Source organism: Mucilaginibacter sp. (assembly GCF_041088075.1).
Lineage (GTDB): Bacteria > Bacteroidota > Bacteroidia > Sphingobacteriales > Sphingobacteriaceae > Mucilaginibacter_A.
In genome coordinates this window covers 96,906-119,145 of sequence record NZ_JBGCVY010000008.1, presented here as the reverse complement: position 1 = coordinate 119,145, position 22,240 = coordinate 96,906, and the positions used below count along the sequence as shown (strand labels likewise).

21 protein-coding genes are annotated in these 22,240 nt (G+C 41.5%); 8 read left to right on the top strand and 13 right to left on the bottom strand.

Translation table 11 applies throughout. The annotated features are described in order from the left end of the window. On the top strand, window positions 1-908 hold a 908-nt coding region (locus tag V5804_RS01220; protein WP_369589553.1), incomplete at its 5' end, for a hypothetical protein. 116 nt (window positions 909-1,024) lie between these two features. Continuing rightward, a complete protein-coding gene (locus V5804_RS01215; RefSeq protein WP_369589552.1) occupies window positions 1,025-1,501 on the top strand; it encodes a DUF6702 family protein in 477 nt (158 codons plus the stop codon). A gap of 31 nt (window positions 1,502-1,532) precedes the next feature. Here V5804_RS01215 and V5804_RS01210 read toward each other — a convergent pair whose 3' ends face one another. The 11 genes from V5804_RS01210 to pyrF form a co-directional block, all read right to left on the bottom strand. After that, entirely contained in the window at window positions 1,533-2,732 is a 1,200-nt protein-coding gene (locus V5804_RS01210; RefSeq protein ID WP_369589551.1) for a family 1 glycosylhydrolase, read from the bottom strand. Window positions 2,733-2,752: 20 nt separating this feature from the next. After that, window positions 2,753-3,481 (bottom strand): SDR family NAD(P)-dependent oxidoreductase, encoded by a 729-nt coding sequence (locus V5804_RS01205; protein ID WP_369589550.1) that lies wholly within the window; start codon window positions 3,479-3,481, stop codon window positions 2,753-2,755. 137 nt (window positions 3,482-3,618) lie between these two features. Further along, window positions 3,619-4,353 (bottom strand): 6-phosphogluconolactonase, encoded by a 735-nt coding sequence (gene pgl / locus V5804_RS01200; protein ID WP_369589549.1) that lies wholly within the window; start codon window positions 4,351-4,353, stop codon window positions 3,619-3,621. Window positions 4,354-4,355: 2 nt separating this feature from the next. Further along, window positions 4,356-5,861, bottom strand: a complete 1,506-nt coding sequence (gene zwf, locus V5804_RS01195) for a glucose-6-phosphate dehydrogenase (RefSeq protein WP_369589548.1) — start codon at window positions 5,859-5,861, stop codon at window positions 4,356-4,358. 48 nt (window positions 5,862-5,909) lie between these two features. Continuing rightward, window positions 5,910-7,346 (bottom strand): NADP-dependent phosphogluconate dehydrogenase, encoded by a 1,437-nt coding sequence (gene gndA / locus V5804_RS01190; RefSeq protein ID WP_369589547.1) that lies wholly within the window; start codon window positions 7,344-7,346, stop codon window positions 5,910-5,912. Window positions 7,347-7,356: 10 nt separating this feature from the next. Beyond that, the gene (locus tag V5804_RS01185; RefSeq protein WP_369589546.1) at window positions 7,357-7,974 is read right to left on the bottom strand and encodes an HAD family hydrolase; all 618 of its coding nucleotides are present in this window, start codon (window positions 7,972-7,974) and stop codon (window positions 7,357-7,359) included. A gap of 8 nt (window positions 7,975-7,982) precedes the next feature. Beyond that, window positions 7,983-9,086 (bottom strand): transaldolase, encoded by a 1,104-nt coding sequence (gene tal / locus V5804_RS01180; RefSeq protein WP_369589545.1) that lies wholly within the window; start codon window positions 9,084-9,086, stop codon window positions 7,983-7,985. Between the two features lie 17 nt (window positions 9,087-9,103). Next, window positions 9,104-9,547 (bottom strand): RpiB/LacA/LacB family sugar-phosphate isomerase, encoded by a 444-nt coding sequence (locus V5804_RS01175; RefSeq protein ID WP_369589544.1) that lies wholly within the window; start codon window positions 9,545-9,547, stop codon window positions 9,104-9,106. Between the two features lie 98 nt (window positions 9,548-9,645). Further along, window positions 9,646-11,652, bottom strand: a complete 2,007-nt coding sequence (gene tkt, locus V5804_RS01170; RefSeq protein ID WP_369589543.1) for a transketolase — start codon at window positions 11,650-11,652, stop codon at window positions 9,646-9,648. Window positions 11,653-11,705: 53 nt separating this feature from the next. Then, complete coding sequence (locus V5804_RS01165; RefSeq protein WP_369589542.1) at window positions 11,706-12,431, bottom strand: ROK family protein; 726 nt, start codon at window positions 12,429-12,431, stop codon at window positions 11,706-11,708. A gap of 331 nt (window positions 12,432-12,762) precedes the next feature. After that, window positions 12,763-13,599, bottom strand: coding sequence for an orotidine-5'-phosphate decarboxylase (pyrF, locus tag V5804_RS01160; protein WP_369589541.1), 837 nt, complete (start codon window positions 13,597-13,599; stop codon window positions 12,763-12,765). 266 nt (window positions 13,600-13,865) lie between these two features. Between pyrF and rho the strand changes: the two genes are divergently transcribed. The 3 genes from rho to purS all read left to right on the top strand — a co-directional run bounded on the left by rho (window position 13,866) and on the right by purS (window position 16,679). After that, a complete protein-coding gene (gene rho / locus V5804_RS01155; protein WP_369589540.1) occupies window positions 13,866-15,653 on the top strand; it encodes a transcription termination factor Rho in 1,788 nt (595 codons plus the stop codon). A 77-nt stretch (window positions 15,654-15,730) separates the two neighbouring features. Further along, a complete protein-coding gene (gene pssA, locus V5804_RS01150) occupies window positions 15,731-16,450 on the top strand; it encodes a CDP-diacylglycerol--serine O-phosphatidyltransferase (protein WP_369589539.1) in 720 nt (239 codons plus the stop codon). Beyond that, window positions 16,428-16,679, top strand: a complete 252-nt coding sequence (gene purS / locus V5804_RS01145) for a phosphoribosylformylglycinamidine synthase subunit PurS (RefSeq protein ID WP_369589538.1) — start codon at window positions 16,428-16,430, stop codon at window positions 16,677-16,679. The genes pssA and purS overlap by 23 nt, the downstream gene beginning before the upstream one ends. A gap of 170 nt (window positions 16,680-16,849) precedes the next feature. On the opposite strand, the gene V5804_RS01140 is transcribed toward purS, so the two are convergent. Both V5804_RS01140 and folK read right to left on the bottom strand, forming a co-directional pair. Continuing rightward, on the bottom strand, window positions 16,850-17,224 hold the full coding sequence (locus V5804_RS01140; protein ID WP_369589537.1) for an Hpt domain-containing protein: 375 nt from the start codon (window positions 17,222-17,224) through the stop codon (window positions 16,850-16,852). A gap of 21 nt (window positions 17,225-17,245) precedes the next feature. Next, window positions 17,246-17,731, bottom strand: coding sequence for a 2-amino-4-hydroxy-6-hydroxymethyldihydropteridine diphosphokinase (gene folK / locus V5804_RS01135; protein ID WP_369589536.1), 486 nt, complete (start codon window positions 17,729-17,731; stop codon window positions 17,246-17,248). An 84-nt stretch (window positions 17,732-17,815) separates the two neighbouring features. On the opposite strand from folK, the gene sppA reads away from it, so the two are divergent. The 3 genes from sppA (at window position 17,816) to V5804_RS01120 (ending at window position 22,144) form a co-directional block, all read left to right on the top strand. After that, window positions 17,816-19,576, top strand: a complete 1,761-nt coding sequence (gene sppA, locus V5804_RS01130; protein ID WP_369589535.1) for a signal peptide peptidase SppA — start codon at window positions 17,816-17,818, stop codon at window positions 19,574-19,576. A gap of 80 nt (window positions 19,577-19,656) precedes the next feature. After that, window positions 19,657-21,363: a helix-hairpin-helix domain-containing protein gene (locus tag V5804_RS01125; protein ID WP_369589534.1), complete on the top strand. Its 1,707-nt coding sequence runs from the start codon at window positions 19,657-19,659 to the stop codon at window positions 21,361-21,363. Between the two features lie 232 nt (window positions 21,364-21,595). Continuing rightward, window positions 21,596-22,144 (top strand): hypothetical protein, encoded by a 549-nt coding sequence (locus V5804_RS01120; protein WP_369589533.1) that lies wholly within the window; start codon window positions 21,596-21,598, stop codon window positions 22,142-22,144. Window positions 22,145-22,240: the final 96 nt, after the last annotated feature.

Sequence of the window (22,240 nt, the reverse complement as noted above, 5' to 3'; positions counted from 1 at the left end):
AAACTTCTGAGGATTGTTCATTTAATAATCTTTTTTTAACACAAAACAACTTTAAAATAAGCCAAATATTTTACAATTCTGATTTTATAATGTTAGAAGGTAAAAAAGCTTATGATAAGTTAATGAAATATCCTTGCGCAGTAGCAATAGTTGAAGTTGCAGACTTCTCAAAATCGGGTAGTTTAAAAGAAACTATTACTATATTAGATAGTGATAAGTTTAGCATTATAAACTGTATGTGGTTTGTGAAAGATAATTCTATAAACGCAGAAAAGTGTTATTTACAAAGAAATCAAGAAGTTGTATCATATTTTCGTTCTTCCTCAGTAACAAATTCAGAAGGTGATAAAGTGGTAGTTGATTATTCCAAATCAGAATTGGATTTAATTCAAATTTTAGTACCTAAAATAGCAAAGCTCTTTTTCTATAAGATAGAACAAGATTTAGTTTACGAAGATAAAGAATTTACAACTACAGGTGCGAACTTCATTGCAAAATTTAAAAATAGATTAGTTAGAGCATATTTATTTTTGATGGTTGCACGAACTACATCTGAAGTAACGTTAAAAATTAGTTTTTACATGACTTTACTTGAAAGTCTATTTACTTCAAACAATAATGAAGTTCAACATCAACTTTCAGAACGCTCATCTTTATTTATAGGCGGAGAAAAACATGAAAAAAAAGAAATCTTTGAACTTGTTAAAGATGCTTACACTCTTAGATCAAACTTAATGCATGGAAATTTTATAAAAAAAACAGATGCAGAGGTTAAACGAATTTCTAAAAATATTGATGAAGTAATACGGAAGATATTTAATAAAATTTTAGCTGGTGAATCATCCGTGTTTTTGTTGTCTGATTCTGATGGAGATAAAAAAAGTTTGAAGAATATTTTAGGGATTTAATTTTTGAATAATATTAAATAAAACCAATTAGAATTATAGTGAATTCATATAGTGTTTCTTATTAATGTACTCTAGAAACAAGTTTTTTTAAAATAAATTTCAAAAACAAATCAAACATGTTACAACTTTTGCTCATTTCCTGGTTCCGTATTTTCCATCCGTTTTATGTAAGCGTTACCGAGATCAAACAAAACCCTAGCAACCATTCGATAGAAATCAGTTGCCGAATGTTTTATGATGACTTGGAAAAAGCTTTAGAAAAACAGTATCACATGCAATTGGACATTGTAAAACCAAAAGACAAAGCGCAAATCAACAAGCTCATTAACGATTATGTGAAGAAGCATTTAATTATTCGTGCAGATGGAAAACCTTTAAATTTAAGTTTTATCGGCTACGAAATCCAGGAAGACGGCGCCTGGAGTTATTTTGAAGTGAAAGGAATTAATGCGGTAAAAGAAGTACAGGTGCATGATGATTTGCTGTACGAACAGCACCCCGAGCAGATCAATATGATGCACGTGATTGTAAATAACCAAAGAAAAAGCACCAAGGTAGATAACCCTGATGCCGATGCCAATTTTAAATTTTGATTTTTACAGATACTTCTTTTACCGCCTGTTTTTAGGTGTTGATGTTCATTCTTAATGATTCTTCATCCAATACCGGCCGCCAGTTTTTAATCAGATTTTGATACGCTTCGCCCACCGGCCTGATCTTTCGGTCCAAATCATACAAACCCAAAGGGTTTACTGTGCCGTTATCCTGCCGCAAGGCTGTGTCCCAATCCACCTGGTCCAGCAAACTGTACCAGGTAAAACCAACGATCGGAAAACCGTCCTGCATAAAACGGTACAAGTTTGCCCATTCTTTTTGCAGCCATGCTACAGAAAGCGGTTCGGCAATATTGGTTTCTGTATGCATTACGGGCAAACGGTATCGGGTATAATACTGGTGGGTAATGACGTAATAACCAAAAATTTCTCCTGCCGGGCTGGTTGAACCATCACTATGCACTATGTGTTCATTAGTAACGTAGTAATCTGTTCCCATGATACATTTCCCGCGGATCTTGTTGTTCATAAACCATTCGTATTCGGCATCCGTCATCCCGTTTTCCATTAAATATTTATAATGCGGAACTTTGATGGGATGTGCATAAGAAAGGTCAAGCGATAAAAAACGTTTTAAATTTAAAAAATCAGCAAGTTCGCAACAGGAAGGGTCTTCGGGGTGAAAGTACTCGGACGATTCGCTTTGGATAAAAGTTACATCAGGCTGCACTTTTTCAATTGCTTCCATCGCCAGCACATTTGCTTTGCATAAATGTTTCAACGCTGTTACAAAACCCCTGTCGCTCGACAAACTTTCGTTCCACCAACCATACTGCCCGGAGAAGGAAGCGGTAACAAAAATTTCGTTTACAGGTGTATAAAATTTAAGGTGAGGGTACCTTTTTGCAAAAGCCAAAGCATATTCGGCAAAATATTGAGGAAAATCCGGGTTTTGAAAGTTGTCCAGCCAATCCGGGACACCAAAATGGCAAAGGTCAACAATGGGCGTAATATTGAGTTCTTTCAACTTGTTGAAAGTTTCATCTGCAAAATCCCAATTATACTGCCCAGGGCCGATGTTGGTAGAAAAATAAGGCGGCCCGTACCTTAAATATTCAATCCCCATCTCTTTAACCAACCGGAAATCTTCCTGCCATCTTTGATAATGGCCGGTTTTTTCGAGTTCGTCAACCCTTACCTTTTTTCCACCGATAAAAACAGTAGGGTAACTGTTTTCGATACCGGTGGCAAACATAAATTTGTTTCTCATAGCAAAATATACAGGCTGGTTTAAAGTATATCTAATCGACCGCCATCAACCACCAGCGTTGTGCCGTTGACAAACGAAGCTTCATCCGAAGCCATAAAACAAATAGCTGCGGCCAGTTCTTCCGGTTTGCCTATGGCACCCTGCATTTTTTCCACCCCGTCTTTAATGTCCGGGTTCGACCAAAGCATCGGCGTATCTACCGATCCTGGCGCCACACAATTAAAACGTGCCTGATCGGATTTATACTCCAGGCTTAAGCCACGGGTAAAAGCTTCTATCCCGCCTTTTGTGGCTGCATAAGGCAAAACGTTGGCTGTTGTTTCAAACGCGTGTACAGAACTGATGTTGACCACTGCGCCTTTTTTCATGTAAGGCAGGCTGTATTTGCAGAATAGAAAAACAGATTTTAGGTTGATGTTCATCACTTTGTCCCAATCGCTTTCGGCCAGGTCTACAATTTTGTTAAAAGTCATAAAGGCCGCATCGTTAACCAAAATATCTATGCGTTTGTATTGGTCAATCACTGTTTTTACACAGTTTTCTATTTCGGCAGAAACACCAACATCTGTTTTAACAAACATCGCGTTGCCTTTTTGTTGCTGGATCAGGCTTGCCGTTTCGTTTCCGTGCTGCTCGTTGATATCAACTACAACTACAGTCCCGCCTTCGGAAGCAAGGCGGATACAGGTTGCACGGCCGATACCGGAACCTCCTCCGGTAACAAGGCAAATTTTATTTTCGAATCTCATAGGTTTTGTTGCTTTAGATTAGTTTAAAGCCAGACAGGATTAACTTGATTTTGTTCGCAGTGAACAAAACAAAAGCGATGATTTTTACAAACCATCGCTTTTTTAGGAATCCTAATTTTTATGTGGTAAAAGAAGTATCAACGTTTTTCGGCCAATTTTGATGCCGCAGCTTCATCTAAAAACCATTGCAGATCCCCGTCTGTTTTGATCAATTGTGCCGGGTATTGTTCGATGTTTTCGTTCTCTTCCAACACCTGGTGTACAGCTTCTGCTTTTCCTGCATCATAAACTAAAAAAGCAATATGGTGTGCGGCGTTAATCATGGCTGCCGTCATCGAAATACGGTAAACCTGCTGGTCTTCCAGCCAAACTGCTTTTACAGATGATTCTTCTTCATGTAAAATACTGGTATGCGGGAAAAGCGAAGCGGTGTGTGCATTATCGCCCAAACCCAACAAAACCAAATCAAACCTGGCATTATAAGGTTTAAAATGTGTGTAAACAGCCGAGGCATAAGCTTCGGCAGCCTGCTCTGGCGGCAAAGTTGTATTAACCGGAACAATTTGGGAAGAATGGATTTGAAGCGGTTCGAACAATGCTTTTTTTGCCATCAGAAAATTGCTGTTGGGGTCATTGGCAGGAACATAACGTTCATCGCCAAAGAAAAAATAAACTTTGTCCCAGGCTATTTTCTCTTTATAGTCGGGAGAAGCCAGCATTTCGTACAGCTTTTTTGGAGAACTGCCGCCGGAAAGCGAAACATTAAACATGCCGTTTTCTTTAATCGCCTGGTTGGCAATTTCCATAAAATAGTTGGCCAAGTGTTGTAGCACTTCCTGCTCTGATGAAAAGATATTTAGTTTTGCTTGCATAATTATTCTTTTTTTGGAAGGGTGAACCAATGGTAACCATCGCGTGCAATCAGCGCCTCTGCCACTTCCGGCCCCCAGGAATCGGCAGAGTAATTAGGAAATTTCGTGCTTTTTTTAGATTCCCAAGTATTCAAAATCGGCATAATCAACGCCCATGCTGCTTCAACTTGGTCGGCCCGCATAAACAAAGTCTGGTCGCCTTGCATGGTGTCCAGTATCAGTGTTTCATAAGCTTCGGGTGCCTGGTTATCGTAGCTGCCTTTGTAATCAAAAACCATATCAACCGTATTGATGACCATGTCTACGCCCGGCCTTTTGGCTTGAACCTGTAAACGGATGCTCATTTCGGGTTGGATACTGATAATTAAACGGTTTTGCTGCCAGCTATCTGTTGCTTCCTCAGGAAAAATCAAGTGTGGGACATCTTTAAACTGTATCGTTATCACAGATGCTGTTTGGTGCATTCTTTTGCCGGTACGGACGTAAAATGGAACATCTTGCCAGCGCCAGTTGTCCACAAAAAACTTAACGGCAGCAAAAGTTTCGGTATTAGAATTAGGGTCAACTTTTGCTTCCTGCCGGTAGCCCGGAACTTCTTTGCCTTCTATCCAGCCTTTGCCATACTGGCCACGCACTGCACGGTTTTTAATGTTTTCTGAAGTGAAAGGGCGCATGGCATGTAGCACATCAACTTTTTTGTTCCGGATTTCATCTGCACCAAAATCAACCGGCACTTCCATGGCCACCAAACAAAGCAATTGCAAAATATGGTTTTGGATCATATCGCGCATGGCCCCTGCCCCTTCGTAATAATCGCCGCGGTCTTGCACGCCCAATTGTTCGGTAACCGAAATCTGAACATGCTCAATATAATTCCGGTTCCAAACAGGTTCGCAAAGCAAGTTGGCAAAACGAAAAGTAAGTATGTTTTGTACGGTTTCTTTTCCCAAGTAATGGTCTATGCGGTAAATCTGCTTTTCCTGAAAAATACGGCTTAACAATTGGTTAAGCGATTTGGCAGATTCCAGGTCATGCCCAAAAGGTTTTTCGATCACAATCCTTACTTTGTCCGGGTTTTGGGCCAGGCCACTTTTAGAAATATTTTCTGCAATAACCGGAAAAAACTGGGGTGCAACGGCGAGGTAATAAATTACGTTGGCTTCCTGTTTCCACTCGGTTTCGTAGTTTTTAATAAGGTTGCCAAACTCTTTGTAAGTTTCGGCATCGTTCAAATCTGCCGCCTGATAAAAAATGTGTTCAGAAAATGTGGCCCATTTCTCAGGGTCAGCTTTTCCGCTTCTTGAAAACTGGTTGATACCATCGAGCATTTTTTTCTTAAAATCATCGTCCGATAGTTTTGTCCTGCCGGAACCAATAATTGAAAAATGATCAGGCAGCCAGTTATCCAAAAATAAATTGTAAAGTGCTGGCGTAACCTTGCGCCAGTTCAAGTCGCCGGTACCACCGAAAATTACAAAAACAGTAGGCTGATCTTTGGTTGATTTCATGGTCTTGTTCACAATAGATGTTTAAAAATAGCCGGTAAAAGAAGCATGTTAATTATTGGTTTTGTGCGAAGGGATGGCTTGCCATTCGGTATGGAAAGTCCCTTCTTTTCCAATCAATTCATAAGTATGTGCGCCAAAATAATCGCGTTGTGCCTGAATAAGGTTTGTAGGCAGGTTTTTGGTGCGGAAAGTATCGTAGTAGCTTAAGCAGGAAGCATAAGCCGACACAGCAATTCCGGATTGTACAGCAGCGGTAAGAACTGTACGGACACTGCTTTCTGCTTTTTTAACCAAGCCTTGCACCGTTCCATCTGTTAGCAGCAGTTCCAAGTTGTTATTATCGTTGTAAGCTTTGGTAATTACATTTAAAAACTCCGAACGAATAATACACCCGCCACGCCAAATACTGGCAATTGCAGCAAGATTGAGGTTGTAGTTGTAAGCGATAGAAGCTTTAAACAACAAATGCATGCCTTGGGTATAAGTCATGATCATGTTGAAATACAATGCCTGCTCCATGTTGTTGATAAATTCGTCCTTATTTTCTGCTGATAAAGGAAACTTTTCCGGATATATTTCCGATAACTTCACCCGCAAATCTTTGTACTTGGAAAGGTCGCGCATGGAAACAGCCGTATCAATAGTTGGGACAGGTGTTTCCAAATCCATGGCAATTTGTGAAGTCCATTTGCCTGTCCCTTTGGCGCGGGCTTCATCTTTAATACTATTTAAAAGAAGTTCGTTGGAGCCATCTTCTTTAAAGTTGAAAATATCTTTGGTGATATCCAGCAAATAAGATTTCAACTCGCCTTCGTTCCACTTTGCGAAAACCTGCTGTATGGCCTGGTCGTCCAGTTGCAAACCTTTCTTCAACAAGCCGTAAGTTTCGGCAATCAGTTGCATCAAACCATACTCAATGCCGTTGTGTACCATTTTTACAAAATGGCCGGAAGCGCCCGGGCCGATATAAGTAACACAGGGTTCGCCATCTGCCTGGGCTGCAATAGCGTTGAATATATTTTCTACGTGAGAATAAGCTTCTTTATCACCGCCCGGCATCATGCTCGGGCCTTTACGCGCACCTTCTTCCCCACCGGAAATCCCCATTCCAAAAAAGTGCAGTTTTTTAGTTTGTAGATAGGCAACACGGCGGTCGGTATCAATAAAATAAGAGTTCCCTCCATCAATAATAATGTCGCCTTCTTCCATCAACGGGATCAGGTCTTCGATTACGCTGTCCACAATTTTTCCGGCAGGCACCAGCATCATCAAAGCGCGGGGTTTTTGCAAACTGCTTATAAATTCGGGCAAAGTTGCAAATCCTTGTACGGGTTTTCCCTCGCCTTCCGAATGCAGCAACTCCAGTTTGGAAGTGTCTTTATCATATCCTGCACCCTTAAAACCATGATCGGCCATGTTGAGCAAGAGGTTTCTGCCCATGGTTCCTAACCCAATCATTCCGAAAGTATATTTGTTGTCCGGCATTTTTTTAATATTAAAGTTGTGTTTGTATATTTTCTATAATCTGTTTGGTAGATTCAAAGTTAATATGCTGAAATCCGTTTATCCCTGTTCTTTTTGCTGCTTCTACCAGCATTGGCCGGTCATCAAAATAATAACATTGCTGCGGTTCTGCTTGTGCAATGCCCATGGCCAGTTTAAAAATGGAAGGGTCTGGTTTGCGCATGCCAACTTCGCAGGAAGAAACAAACGCATCAAAACACTGGTGCAGGCCAAATTTTTTAATGCGGTAATCGTTCAGTTCTTTTCCTTCATTGTTGATGGAAATGATGCGAAAACCACAATCTTTTTTCCATGCTTTCAGCCATTGCAACAAATCCGGAAGTTCTTTTGATTCAGAAAAAATAAAAGATTTAAAATCTTCACGGGTAAAGTTTCTCGGATGGTTAAAAACTACCGTATCCAGGTATTCATCCAAAGTAATGCTGCCTATTTCGTAAACCGGAAAGATCAAATTATGCAGGCTTTCCATGTCTGCATAATTGATGCTAAATTTTTCTGCTGCCAGTTGCCTCGATTCATGCCCCCAGCCATTGGTAAGCAAAACGCCGCCTACATCCAGAAACAAAACCTGAGGATAACCAGCTTCCATTTTTGAAGTTAAGCTAAGGCTTTTTGCTTTTGTTCTTCAATGGCGGCCAGTAATTTATCGTAAGGTTTGTTGAATTTTTCGATGCCTTCCTCTTCCAACTGCTTGGTGATGGCATCAATATCAATGCCTGCTTTTTTTATCGCTGCCAAAACTTCTGTTGCTTTATCCAAACCTGTATCTAAAGTATTGGCCGCATTTCCATGATCGCGGAAAGCTTCCAGTGTTTCCAACGGGATGGTATCAACGGTATCAGGCCCGATCAGTGCTTCTACATATTTTACATCAGAGTAGGCCGGGTCTTTGCTACCGGTACTTGCCCAAAGCAAACGTTGCGGCTTGGCACCTTTTTCTTCCAGCTTTTTAAACCGTGCGCTGCTAAAAACACGCTTATATATTTCATATGCTTTTTTGGCTGAGGCAATTGCAACTTCGCCCTTTAAATCTTTCAACCCTTTTTCCTGTAGCATCGGGTCAACCAAAACATCAATGCGGCTTAAAAAGAAACTGGCCACCGAAGAAACATATTCAATTGCTTTTCCGGCTGCGGCACGTTCTTCCAAACCTGCAATGTAAGCTTCGGTAACAGCTTCGTACCTGTCCAAACCAAAAAGTAATGTTACGTTGACGTTCAATCCTTCGGCAATACATTTTTGTATCGCTGGTAGACCTTCTTTTGTGGCCGGAATTTTAATCATCACGTTATCTTTGTGTACCGCTTTCCACAATTCCAATGCTTGTTTAGTTGTGCCTTCGGTATCCAAAGCTAAACGCGGCGATACTTCCAAACTAACATAACCATCCGCGCCTTTTACTTCTTCTTCATAAACTTGTGAAAAAATATCGGCAGCCCGTTTGATGTCTTCTACTGCAACGCCGTAAAAAATATCGTCGTTGCTTTTGCCTTCTTTAGCCAGTTTGGCAATGTCTTGGTCATAATCGGAACTGCTGCTGAAGGCTTTTTCAAAAATGGCCGGGTTTGAGGTTACGCCGCGAACCCCGTCTTCGTCAATCAGTTTTTGCAACTGGCCGGAATTCATTATTTTACGGTCAATAAAATCAAGCCAAATGCTTTGGCCGAAATCGTGTATTTTTTTAACTCTATTTGGTTCCATGATACTTCTTTTAAGGGTTATTTTTCTATTTGATGAACTTTTTCGAGTCGGCGCAAATGTCTTTCGGCACCGATAAATTTGGCATTTAAAAATGAAGTTACCAGTTCTTGCGCTACATTAAAACCAACCACACGGCCGCCGATGGTCATCACGTTCATGTTATCGTCTTCCACGCCCTGGTGGGCAGAAAAATGATCGGTGATCAAAGCGGCTCGAACGCCGGAAACTTTATTGGCGGCAATGCAGGCACCAACGCCGCTGCCGCAAACGGCAATACCGCGTTCTACTTCCCCGCTTGCTACGGCTTTGGCCAAAGGGATTACATAATCGGGGAAATCATCGCCTTGCGCTAAAGATGCGGCGCCAAAATCTACCACTTCGTGCCTCAGGTTTTTCAGGTAGTCCCGAAGCATTTCCTTTAATTCAAAACCGCCGTGGTCTGCGCCAATTCCTACTTTCATTGTTGTTGATTTTAAGGTGGTAAAAGAAGCATCGGAGCCTCACCCCAACCCTCTCCAAAAAAGAGGGAGCAGGCCGATGCTTCTTTTACCGGTATATTTTAAGCGAGCAAGGCTTTGGCTTTTTCTACCACGTTGTCTACCGTGAAACCAAAAACTTTATACAGTTCTTCTGCCGGTGCCGATTCGCCAAAAGTAGTCATGCCGATGACAGTGCCTTCATCTGTTACATATTTATGCCAGCCTAAAGTTGAACCGGCTTCAACTGCCAAACGTTTTTTCAAAGCTTTTGGCAAAACTTTTTCTTTGTAGGCGGCGTCTTGTTTTTCAAACAGTTCCCAAGATGGCATACTGATTACGCGTGCTGCAATGCCTTGCTCTTTTAGCTTAGCTTGTGCATCCATAATCAAAGCCACTTCAGAACCGGTTGCAATTAACAGCAATTTCGGGTTTTCGGCATCAGACAAAATGTAAGCGCCTTTTTCCAGTTCGGTTGCTTTGCCATATTTATCCTGGTCAATGGTTGGCAAACCTTGCCGGGTCAAAACCAAAACGATCGGACCGCCTTTATGCTCAATGGCAACGCGCCATGCCTGTGCAGTTTCGTTTGCATCAGCAGGACGGATTAAAGTAATGTTCGGGATAGACCGTAAAGAAATCAATTGCTCAACCGGCTGGTGCGTCGTTCCGTCTTCGCCCAAACCAATACTGTCGTGCGTATAAATAAAAACTGGCTTGATTTTCATAATGGCCGCCAAACGTATCGGCGGGCGCATATATTCTGAAAAGATCAGAAAAGTTGCGCCATAAGGGATAATGCCTTTGGTCAACGCCAAGCCGTTTAAAGCCGAACCCATCGCATGTTCGCGGATGCCGAAATGGAAATTCCTGCCGGTACGGTTTTCGGCGGTAAACGATTCGTATTTGTCTAAGTTGGTATCGGTTGATGGGGAAAGGTCTGCAGAACCGCCAATCAAGTCCGGAAGCGAAGCCGCAATAGCATTCAACACTTTTCCGGATGCTTTGCGCGTTGCAATTTTTCCTTCTTCGGCTTTAAAAACAGGAAGGTTGTCTTTCCAGCCCTCAGGTAAGCCGCCGCTGCTCAACAGTTCATATTCTGCTGCCAGTTCGGGGAATTCTTTTTTGTAGGCTTCGTAGGCTTCGTTCCACTTTTGCTCTTTTTCAGTGCCTTTTTTTCCGCATTCCAAATAATAATCGGATACTTCTTTTGGCACCACAAAAGACTGGTTGGGATCAAAACCCATACCTTCTTTAACCAATCTCACTTCTTTTTCGCCAAGCGGAGAGCCATGTGCGCCGGCAGTGTCCACTTTGTTCGGGCTGCCATAAGCGATGTGTGTACGTACTTTTATCAGCGAAGGCTTGCGGATCTCTATTTTGGCATTGTACACGGCGTTTTTTAACGCTTCGATATCGTTGCCATCTTCTACAACCTGTACATGCCATCCGTAAGCTTTAAAACGGGCGTCCACATCTTCGGTAAAAGCAATATCGGTATCGCCTTCGATAGAAATGTGGTTGTCGTCATACAAATAAATCATATTGCCCAACTCCAATTGCCCCGCCAGGGAAGCAGCTTCGGAAGTTACGCCTTCCATCATATCGCCATCACTGCAAATGGCATAAATTTTATAATCGAAAATATGATGTCCGGGTTTGTTATAACGGCCGGCCAAATATTTTTGGCCAATGGCAAAACCCACACCATTTGCAAAACCCTGGCCTAATGGCCCGGTTGTAACGTCCACGCCCGGGGTCAAGCCATATTCAGGATGCCCGGCAGTTTTACTGTTCAACTGACGGAAATTTTTCAAATCGTCCATTGATATATCATAACCTGTAAGGTGCAAATAGCAATATTGCAGCATACAAGCGTGGCCGTTGGAAAGGATAAAACGGTCGCGGTCTGGCCATTCAGGGTTCGTTGGACTGTAGTTCATGGCTTCAGACCATAAAACATGTCCCACAGGTGCAAGGCCCATTGGCGCGCCCGGATGGCCTGAATTTGCTTTTTGGACAGCATCTGCCGATAATACCCTTACCGTATCAATACCAAGCTGTTCCACGTTTTGAGTTTCTACATTCATTATTTTTCAATTTAATATAAAAAGGTGTAAGATGTATTTGCTGTAATTGTTTTTTAAACCGGCTTTTCGTCCTGCTGCCACAATCTTGGGCCGCCTTTGATGCCTTCGCGGTTTGATACAATTTTAACATTGCCTTCCAACTTAAAATCTATTTTGCTGGCATTTCCGCCGCCGATATATAAAAAATCATAGTTAAAAACAGTATTAAAATTGTCAAGCACCCTTTTTGCGCGCTTGTTCCACCGGCCCACGCCAATTTCTTGCAAAGCTTTATCGCCCAAATAAATATCATAAGTTTTTGTTTTGGTAACCTGGAGATGGGCCAGCTCCAAATGCGGCAACAAGTTTCCGTTTAAAAACAAAGCCGTGCCGAAACCAGTGCCAAGCGTAATCACCATTTCAAATCCTTTGCCGCTGATAACGCCCATGCCCTGCATGTCTGCATCGTTCACCACGATGGCATCTTTGCCCAAAGTATCTTTTAATAATTTTTTCAGGTTGGTGTTGCGCCATAAATCTGTCCCTAAATTTGGTGCGGTAAAAACAGTACCGTCTTTAACATAGCCGGGGAAACCGGCAGAGATTAGGTCGTATGCCGGGAAATCTTTTGTCAGTGTTTCAATGGCTTGCATCAGGTTTTCAGGAGAGGCAGGGCTTGGCGTCTGGATTTTTTCGTATTCCTTGATTTGTTTTCCATCCTGGTCTAAAACGGTTGCTTTGATGTGGGAACCGCCAATATCAATAGAAAGAAATTTTTTAGGATCAGAAGAGGTTTGCATGGTTTTTAAAGATTTCTGAAAAGTAGTATTATTCTGCCGATTAAGCTCAATAATAATACAATGCAGGTGATTTTCTGTTTGTCATTATTGAAACAGAAATTTTTTCATGTTTTGATACTGTTTTTATCACCTTAAATTTTGCCCCAATAGCAGCGCTTGTTTAAATTGATACAAGAAAAACATAATGCTTCTTTTATGCCTATAAATTTGGTGTCTAATTATATAGTTTTAAAAACCACAAAAAGGCAATGATTTTTAGGTGGTAAAAGAAGCATCGGAAATAGTTGAACAAAATTTAAACCGACTTTAAACTTTCAAACAAAAAATTTTGCTATTTCAAAAAGCCGTGTTTTTCCAATTCCGTTTGCATTGTTTGTTGAACTTGTAAAGCTTCGGCCCGGGCAGCTTCTGCAAAATCACGGCCATCAGATGCATAAATAACCGCACGGGAAGAATTTACGATCAGGCCGCAATCGGCATTCATTCCATATTTGCAAACTTCTTCCAAACTTCCGCCTTGCGCGCCAACGCCGGGAACCAGTAAAAAATGGTCGGGGACAATTTTTCTGATTTTTGCAAAAGCTTCGCCGCGCGTAGCACCAACTACATACATTAATTGTTCCGGTGTTCCCCAGGTTTGTGATTGTTGCAAAACCTGTTGGTATAAAGCGCCTTCTTCGTTTTCCATCAACTGAAAATCCTGATGGCTTTGGTTTGAGGTGAGCGCGAGCAAAATGGCCCACTTATTTTTATGCTGTAAAAAAGGCATCACCGAATCGCTGCCCATATAAGGCGCAACCGTAACGGCATCAAACTCCATCCCTGAAATTTCTTTGTTGAAAAAAGCCTTGGCGTACATTTCCGCCGTGTTGCCCAAGTCGCCGCGCTTGGCATCGGAAATTTTAAAATTGGCAGCCGGAATATAATTGCAGGTATCAATTAAATTTTGCCAACCTTTTGCACCATAACATTCGTAAAAAGCGGTGTTGGGTTTGTAGGCGATGCACAAATCGTGCGTGGCATCAATGATACGGCGGTTAAATTCCAGCACTGGGTTTGGGAAATCTTTTAAAAAGTTGGGGATTTTTTCGGGATCGGTATCTAAACCAATGCACAAAAAAGATTTTTTTTGGCGGATGGAATCAATCAATTGCTGTTTGGAGAACATATTGTTGTTTTAGGTGATTCAAAATAAACAATTTATGCCGATAAAAACAGCAGCATAAATTTTTTGCACAAATAGTTTGATTAGTTAGAATTATTAGTTAGAATTGCAGCGTTTTCCTGACGGTTTTCCTGCATTTCAAAATAGCAGATCATTCTCCAATGCTTTTTTATCAGTGTAAAAACTGAGATGTACGGTATCAGCACAGAAAAATTTACAGCTACCATTTAATCTTAAGTTAAAAAGATAATACATTATTATTCCTTCGCATGTTTAATACCTCCGAACTGAACGACAAGCTCGTATCTGAGTTGCGTGAAATAGCCAAAACGATGGGCATTGCCCAGGCTGAAGATTTACGCAAACAGGACTTGATCACCGAAATCAGCAATAAACAACAGCCAGTGCCCGAAAAAGCCAAACCCGGCAGAAAGCCAAAAGTGGCAGAAGCTGCACCGGCCGTTGCAGAAATACCTGCCCCGGCAGCTACAAATACAGAAGAAACGCCTGTTGCCGCCACCAACGAACAGGAAACGGCAGACGATAAACCACGAAAAAGGACCCGGACACTTAAAGTTGCCAAAGACAGCAGCGCAGGGGCTGTTGCAGAACTTGCTTTTCCGAACGCAGAACCTGTGCAGGCAAGAAGCGAGCAGCAGGACGGCCAAACGCCTCGATATGTTCCGGCTTCATCTGCACCAATTCCTACTGCCGAGCATGTTCGCCGTTATCCTGAACCACAGACCGATAACCGCCAGCCTAAATTTGAAAAACGTTATAACAACAACGGCAACCAGAACAACGGCAACCAGAACAACATAAGCCAGAACAACAATAATCAAAACAACGGAAACCAGAACAACGGGAACCAAAACAACCAGCCTCAAACCAATACCAGCAATTTGCCGAACAAACATGCAGAACCAGCAATAAACCTGGATTTTGATAACGTAATTGTGAACGAAGGCGTGCTGGAAATTATGGCCGATGGTTATGGTTTTTTGCGTTCTTCGGATTACAATTACCTCACTTCGCCTGACGATATTTATGTTTCGCAATCGCAAATCAAATTGTTTGGTTTGAAAACCGGCGATACCGTTCGCGGAAGCATCCGGCCGCCAAAAGAAGGCGAAAAATATTTTCCTTTGGTTCGGGTGGAAGCGATCAACGGACGCATTCCTTCTGAAGTACGCGACCGTGTGCCTTTTGATTTTTTAACACCTTTATTTCCGCAGGAAAGGCTGAACCTTTTTTCGGAAGCAAGCAACTACTCTACCCGCATTATTGATTTGTTTACACCAATTGGTAAAGGCCAGCGTGGTTTGATTGTTGCGCAGCCCAAAACCGGGAAAACGAGTTTGTTAAAAGATGTAGCCAACGCCATCGCCAAAAACCATCCCGAGGTTTACCTGATCATTTTATTGATTGATGAACGTCCGGAAGAAGTTACCGATATGGCCCGCAGCGTGCGTGCCGAAGTGGTTTCATCAACTTTTGACGAACCGGCAGAACGCCACGTAAAAATTGCCAACATTGTAATGGAAAAAGCAAAACGCATGGTAGAATGCGGTCATGATGTGGTGATTTTGTTGGATTCGATTACCCGTTTGGCGCGTGCTTACAATACAGTTGCGCCTGCTTCCGGCAAAATCCTTTCCGGTGGTGTTGATGCCAATGCCTTGCACAAACCAAAACGCTTTTTTGGTGCTGCCCGAAATATTGAAGACGGCGGAAGTTTGACCATTATTGCAACAGCTTTGATTGATACCGGCTCTAAAATGGACGAAGTAATTTTCGAAGAATTTAAAGGAACGGGCAACATGGAATTGCAGTTAGACCGTAAATTATCCAACAAGCGTATTTTCCCTGCCATTGATTTGACGGCTTCCAGTACGCGCCGCGATGATTTGCTTTTAGACAAAGAAACTTTGCAACGCGTTTGGATTTTAAGAAACCATTTGGCCGATATGAACTCGCAGGAAGCCATGGAATTTTTACAAGGTCAAATCCGGGGAACCAAATCCAATGAAGAATTTCTGATCAGCATGAACAGCTAAGAAGTTTTATTGATAAGTTTTACGTTGTAAGTTTACTGCGCCTTGCACAACTTAAAACGTAAAACCTACAATTCCAGATGAAGAAAAACATTCCAAACGCAATAACCTGTGCACATCTTTTTACGGGTTGCACCGGTATTGTTTTTGCTTTTCATGGCAGGTTGGATTACGCGGCTTATGCTGTTTTTACCGCTGCTTTTTTCGATTTTCTGGATGGCATGGCTGCACGTTTGCTTAAAGTGCATTCGGATTTAGGCAAGCAATTGGATTCGTTGGCGGATGTGGTCAGCTTTGGGGTTTTGCCTTCCGTTATTATTTACCATTTATTTTATCTCCCAAACGAAGATTCCAACAATTTAACCTGGAATTATTTCGGTGCTTTTTTTATCGCTGTTTTTTCGGCTTTACGCTTGGCCAAGTTTAATATTGATACGCGGCAAAGCAATAGTTTTATCGGTTTGCCCACGCCGGCAAGTGCCATGTTTTCAGCTTCTTTTCCGTTGATTTTATTGCAAGGCAATGCTTCTTTTACCGGTATAATTTTAAGCCACTGGTTTTTGTATGGTTTTATCGCAATCAATTGCTGGCTGCTGGTTGCCGAACTGCCGCTGTTGTCCCTCAAATTTAAAAACCTAAATTTCTCCGAAAATATTTACCGCTATGTGCTGCTGTTTTTTGCGGCTGTTTGTTTGGTAATTTTTAAGTTTGCGGCAATACCGGTTATTTTATTTTTTTATATCCTGTTATCCATCATCCAAATCCGAAATACCAAAAATGAAGTTTCAAGCAGAAATTGATGTCATGCCAAAAAAGGAAATCCTTGACCCGCAAGGGAAAGCCGTTTCCGGAAGCATGAAAAACCTCGGTTTATCAGAAATCACCAATATCCGCATCGGCAAACATATTTCTTTGGAGGTTGAAGCAGAATCTGAAGCCGCCGCAAACGAAAAAGTAGAACAAGCCTGTAAAAAGCTGCTAGCCAACCTGATTATGGAAAGCTACAGTTTTAAAATTCAGCCTGTTTAAAATTTATTTAGTTGGATATCAATGCTTCTTTTATCGCCTAAAAATTGGTGTTTATATTTTATTTTTGGTTTGTTTAGGTCAACACAAACACCAATTTTTATAGGGTAAAAGAAGCATGGACACTAATCCTAAGAATATCGAAAAACCTTGTACAAAATCAAAAAGCCCGCTTAAACTTCGGCTTCTTTTTGTTTTTTGATCTCGGTCAGTTGTTCTAAACTTTTGGCAACTGCTTTTTTTACCGATTCAAACTTCAAAGGCAGTTCTGCATCGGTTCCGCCTGCTTTGGCACCGGCCTCAATTTCCTGCATCACCCCTTTTATCCGGTCCATTCCAAAAAACCCTAAATTGGATTTTACTTTGTGCGCCAATGCATAAGTTGTGTTCCAATCTTTGGAAGCAATAGACTTAGACAGGTTGCCAAAAATTTCTGGTGTTTGCACCAAAAACATGTCAATAGATTCGATCATAAATTCTTTGTTCCCGTCGGCGATTTCTTCCAAAAACGACAAGTCGAAATCAGGTTCACTTTGTTGTGTATTCATATATTCAAATAATAATTGGTTTTAACTGGTAAATTTTTTCACTAAAAGTTTATCTTTAACTTCTTGTTTCAATTGGTGTATCGGCTTATTCAGGACGGGATGGATATAATCAGGAACCAGCTCATTTAAAGGCACTAATGTAAATAAACGGTTTTGGATTTCCGGATGCGGGATTTTAAGCTGATTAGTATTGATGATTGCTGATCCATAAAACAAAATATCTATGTCAATTGTACGGGATTGCCATTTATTTGTTCTTTCCCGAAGCAGTTTTTCTTCGATTTGTTGCGTTTTTTTCAAAATATCTTCCGGTGATAACTCGGTTTCCATTTCCAGCACCTGGTTTAAATAATCCGGCAGGTTTTCCACGCCCCAGGATTGCGTTTCATAAATGCCCGAACGGCGTATAATTTTGCCCACCAACTGCGCCAAAAGCACCGATGCTTCTTTTATATAGGTATTTCTGTCGCCCAAATTACTGCCCAATAAAAGATAAACCGTTTGCATGTTGTAACAAATTATATCCGTAAAGCTCTTACAATTAACGTTGCCGTTTTGTTAACTTCGCAAATAAATAGAATTACCTGTTAAATGAAACAATTTTTTAAGTATGTTTTTGCCACCATCATTGGTGTTTTGTTGTGCCTGGTTATTTTTACGTTTGTTATTCTGGGGATTATTTCTTCGGCAAGAAGCGATAAAAAAACCGTAGTTGAAGCTAATTCTGTGCTTCGTTTGTCGTTGGATTATGCCATTAAAGAACGCACTTCTGCCAATCCGCTTTCCGGTATTCCGTTTTTAAACCTCAGCGTTAAAAAAACGCCTGGCTTGAACGAGATTTTGGCCAGCATCAAAAGGGCAAAAACGGACGACAATATTAAAGGCATTTACCTGGACGAAAGTTACATGCTTTCCGGCCAGGCCACTTCCGAAGAAATCAGAAATGCTTTGCTCGATTTTAAAAAGTCAGGCAAATTTGTGTTGGCCTACGGCGAAATTTACACGCAAGGCGCATATTATTTAGCTTCTGTGGCCGATAAAATCTACTTGAACCCAAAAGGGATTTTTGAATTTCGTGGCTTCCATTCGCAATATATGTTCTTTAAAGGTGCACTGGATAAATTGGGCATCGAAGCGCAAGTAATTAAAGTCGGGACTTTTAAAAGTGCGGTCGAACCTTTTATCTTGAACAAAATGAGCGAGCCAAACCGTTTGCAGGTCAACTCTTACATGGGTTCTTTGTACGATTATTTTTTGACCGGCATCAGCAAAAGCCGCAAGCTGGACAAAGATTCATTGTTCAACATCGCCAACAATTTACGGATTAAATATCCTGAGGACGCTTTGAAATACAAGCTGATTGACGGGCTGAAATACAAAGATGAGATTTTGGACGAACTGAAAAAGCGCACCGGAAAAGACAAAGACGAGACCGTGAACATGGTTGAACTGGCCGATTATGTGCAACCGAATGATGACAAAGAAAAAGGTTCGTCCAACAGTCGCATTGCCATCGTTTATGCTTCCGGCGATATTGGCGGCGGCGAAGGCGATGACAACAGCATTGGTTCCGAAGGGATTTCCAAAGCCATCCGCAAAGCGCGCGAGGATAAAAAGGTGAAAGCAGTTGTATTGCGCATCAATTCGCCGGGCGGCAGTTCGCTGGCTTCGGATGTGTTGTGGCGCGAAGTAATGCTCACCAAAAAAGTAAAACCCATCATTGTTTCCATGGGCGATGTGGCCGCTTCCGGCGGATATTACATGGCTTGCGCGGCCGATTCTATCTTCGCACAGCCGAACACCATTACTGGCTCCATTGGTATTTTTGCCATTTTGCCCAACATGCAAAACTTTTTGAACCAAAAGCTGGGCGTTACTTTTGATGGCGTGAAAACCGGAAAATTTGCTGATCTGGGTGATGTTACCCGTCCGCTAAACCCTGCCGAACGCGCTATTTTGCAGGACCAGGTGAACCGCGGTTATTTGGATTTTACCAGCGCCGTTGCAACCGGCCGGAAGAAATCGCAGAAATACATCGACAGCATTGGCCAAGGCCGTGTTTGGACAGGTGCACAAGCTTTAAAAATCGGTTTGGTTGACCGTTTAGGAAGTATTGACGATGCCATACATTCCGCGGCAGTGAAAGCAAAACTGAAAGATTACCAGTTGGTTGCTTACCCGGAGCAGAAAAGCTTGTTCGAAAACTTTGGTTCCGGCATTACTGCCGAAGCAAAAACGTATATGGTAAAACAGGAATTGGGCGAGAGCTACAAATATTACGAGCAGCTAAAAACGATCCTGAAATTTAGCGGTACGCAAATGCGCTTGCCTTATACGTTGGATATCCGCTAAAAAAATTAAATAATTTTTGCAAAAGCTGCCTTAATGGGTGGCTTTTGTATTTTTGATGCTTCTTTTACCGATCATTTTTTATGGAGAACAAACTCATTTCCCGGCATCTCCGTTTCCTGTCGCAACTGATGGAACTGCATGGGGAAAACCCTTTCAAAATAAAATCCATTGCCAATGCTTCTTTTAAGGCAGATAAATTGCCCTTTCCGCTGGCCGGAAAAAGCATTGCCGAACTGGAAAAAATTGATGGCATCGGTAAAAGTATCGCCATAAAAATTGCAGAACTGCTTGAAACCGGAACGTTAAAAGAAACCGAACAATACCTCGAGAACACACCGGAAGGCGTTGTGGAAATGATGCGGATAAAAGGCATCGGCCCAAAAAAAGTTGCCGTAATTTGGCGCGATCTGCATATTGATACCGTTGGCGAACTGTATTATGCCTGCAACGAAAACCGGCTGATCGAAGCAAAAGGTTTTGGTTTGAAAACGCAGGAGCAGATCCGTAAAACCATCGAATTTAACTTGGCGGCGCAAGGCAAGTTTTTGTATGCGCAAGTTGAGGCGGTTGTGTATGAACTGACCCAAATCTTCGATGCTTCTTTTACCGGCATAAAATTGGTGGTTGCCGGAGAGTTTAGGCGATTAATGGAAATCATCAACGAACTGGTTTTTGTGGTTGCTGCGGAAGATGAGGAAACAGTTTTTTCTGGTTTAAACAATCTTTCAACATTAACTTTTTCTGAACGAAACGGACAAAATTGGTTTGGACAAACTGAACATGGCCTCGCCATTAAAATTATTTGTTGCAAAACCGATGCTTTCGCCATCAACTTGTTTAAAGCAACCGGCGATGACGAACATGTAGAAGCAGTTTTGGCGCGAATAGAACATCCTGATTTTCAACCCAAATCTGAAGAAGAGATTTACCAGAAAGCTGGCCTGAATTACATCGAACCCGAACTGCGTGAAGGAATTACCTGGATAAAAAAAGCATCGGCAGGAAAATTGCCTGAACTGATAACTTTTAAAGATTTAAAAGGAACGCTGCACAACCACAGCACCTGGAGCGACGGCGTAAACACACTGGAAGAAATGGCTTTGTACAGCCGCGACCAGCTTAAATTGGAATATTTTGGTATTTGCGACCACAGCAAAAGCGCTTTTTACGCCAGCGGTTTAAGCATCGAACGGATTTTGCAACAGTTTGAAGAAGTGGATTCGCTTAACAAAAAGCTACAAAACTTTCAAATTTTTAAAGGGATTGAATCCGATATTTTGAACGACGGTTCATTGGATTACCCCGAAGAAATTTTGAAACGTTTTGATTTTGTGGTTGCTTCGGTGCATTCTAACCTGCGGATGACGGAAGAAAAAGCCATGGACAGGTTGGTTAAAGCGATTGAAAACCAATACACGACAATTTTGGGCCATCCAACGGGCCGTTTGCTTTTGAGCAGAAATGGTTATCCGGTGGATTATAAAAAGATGATTGATGCTTGCGCGGCCAATGGCGTGGCAATCGAAATCAACGCCAACCCTTTGCGTTTGGATTTGGACTGGCGCTGGCACCAGTACGCGCTGGAAAAAGACGTTTGGCTTTCCATCAACCCGGACGCGCACCGGACAACAGGTTTGTGGGACATGCACTACGGAATCCACATTGCGCGGAAAGGCGGCCTGACCAAAGAACAATGCTTAAATGCTTTATCGGCAGCAGAAATCACAGCCTTTTTTCAATCTAAAAGAGAAAGATTTTTGCATGATAAAAGAAGTATTGCATTTTAGTTATACAATACACAAACATTATTGATAAGTACTGTTTACAAATAAATGATGATTGTAAAAGCCCATTATATTTCTGCAACTTGCAACATACTTGAAATTGTAAATTGAGGATTTTGTACTGGTTTTATCGCTAAAAAAATAGTGATTTATATGTGGTAAAAGAAGCATACAAAATAAGTTGAACAAAATTTAAACAAGCCCTTAGAAACACAATTTATTAATATAACTAATTATGCCGATCAAGACCAATATTATTTTAATCAGACATGCTGAAAAGCCAAATTCAGGGCCAGGTTTGGCGATAGCCGGACAAGAACGTGCCCAAGCTTATGTGGTTTACTTTCAAAATTTGATGATTGGGGGTAAACCTATTAAATTTGATTACCTTTTTTCCTGTGCCGATTCCCCGGATAGTTGCCGTCCCCGTTTAACGATACAACCTTTGGCAGATGCACTGAAATTAAAAATCAAGCACAAATACGCAGTTGATGATTTTAAAAAATTAAAAAAAACGATCAAGCATAAAACTAAATACAACAACTGCAATATCTTGATCTGTTGGCACCATGAAAAAATTTTAGACTTAGCATCCGCGTTTGGGGCAGATATAAAAACTTTGCCGGCTTCGTCAAACTGGCCTGTACCGCCTTGGCCAAACAAAATATTTGGTGCCTTGCTGCAAATTAGCTTTGACGATAAAGGCGACATCAACACTAACCAAACAATCTGTTTAAACCAAAAGTTGATGTATGACGATATTGAAGCAGAAAAAACAGCCTAAACTTGTATATTAATTATTTGTTACGATAGGTTTTATGTCATGCACAATTCTGTGTTTTTTTTCCTTAGGCTTGTCTGTCATCATTAAAAATATCTT

Coding starts and splice junctions, on each gene's coding strand:
- folK (WP_369589536.1), bottom strand. CDS start 17,731: ATGCAAACGGTTTATCTTTTATTGGGCAGTAATTTGGGCGACAGAAAT.
- V5804_RS01215 (WP_369589552.1), top strand. CDS start 1,025: ATGTTACAACTTTTGCTCATTTCCTGGTTCCGTATTTTCCATCCGTTT.
- pgl (WP_369589549.1), bottom strand. CDS start 4,353: ATGCAAGCAAAACTAAATATCTTTTCATCAGAGCAGGAAGTGCTACAA.
- V5804_RS01185 (WP_369589546.1), bottom strand. CDS start 7,974: ATGGAAGCTGGTTATCCTCAGGTTTTGTTTCTGGATGTAGGCGGCGTT.
- V5804_RS01140 (WP_369589537.1), bottom strand. CDS start 17,224: ATGAATACACAACAAAGTGAACCTGATTTCGACTTGTCGTTTTTGGAA.
- pssA (WP_369589539.1), top strand. CDS start 15,731: ATGAAGAAAAACATTCCAAACGCAATAACCTGTGCACATCTTTTTACG.
- sppA (WP_369589535.1), top strand. CDS start 17,816: ATGAAACAATTTTTTAAGTATGTTTTTGCCACCATCATTGGTGTTTTG.
- zwf (WP_369589548.1), bottom strand. CDS start 5,861: ATGAAATCAACCAAAGATCAGCCTACTGTTTTTGTAATTTTCGGTGGT.
- purS (WP_369589538.1), top strand. CDS start 16,428: ATGAAGTTTCAAGCAGAAATTGATGTCATGCCAAAAAAGGAAATCCTT.
- V5804_RS01165 (WP_369589542.1), bottom strand. CDS start 12,431: ATGCAAACCTCTTCTGATCCTAAAAAATTTCTTTCTATTGATATTGGC.
- rho (WP_369589540.1), top strand. CDS start 13,866: ATGTTTAATACCTCCGAACTGAACGACAAGCTCGTATCTGAGTTGCGT.
- V5804_RS01205 (WP_369589550.1), bottom strand. CDS start 3,481: ATGAGATTCGAAAATAAAATTTGCCTTGTTACCGGAGGAGGTTCCGGT.
- tkt (WP_369589543.1), bottom strand. CDS start 11,652: ATGAATGTAGAAACTCAAAACGTGGAACAGCTTGGTATTGATACGGTA.
- V5804_RS01125 (WP_369589534.1), top strand. CDS start 19,657: ATGGAGAACAAACTCATTTCCCGGCATCTCCGTTTCCTGTCGCAACTG.
- V5804_RS01210 (WP_369589551.1), bottom strand. CDS start 2,732: ATGAGAAACAAATTTATGTTTGCCACCGGTATCGAAAACAGTTACCCT.
- V5804_RS01120 (WP_369589533.1), top strand. CDS start 21,596: ATGCCGATCAAGACCAATATTATTTTAATCAGACATGCTGAAAAGCCA.
- gndA (WP_369589547.1), bottom strand. CDS start 7,346: ATGCCGGACAACAAATATACTTTCGGAATGATTGGGTTAGGAACCATG.
- tal (WP_369589545.1), bottom strand. CDS start 9,086: ATGGAACCAAATAGAGTTAAAAAAATACACGATTTCGGCCAAAGCATT.
- pyrF (WP_369589541.1), bottom strand. CDS start 13,599: ATGTTCTCCAAACAGCAATTGATTGATTCCATCCGCCAAAAAAAATCT.
- V5804_RS01175 (WP_369589544.1), bottom strand. CDS start 9,547: ATGAAAGTAGGAATTGGCGCAGACCACGGCGGTTTTGAATTAAAGGAA.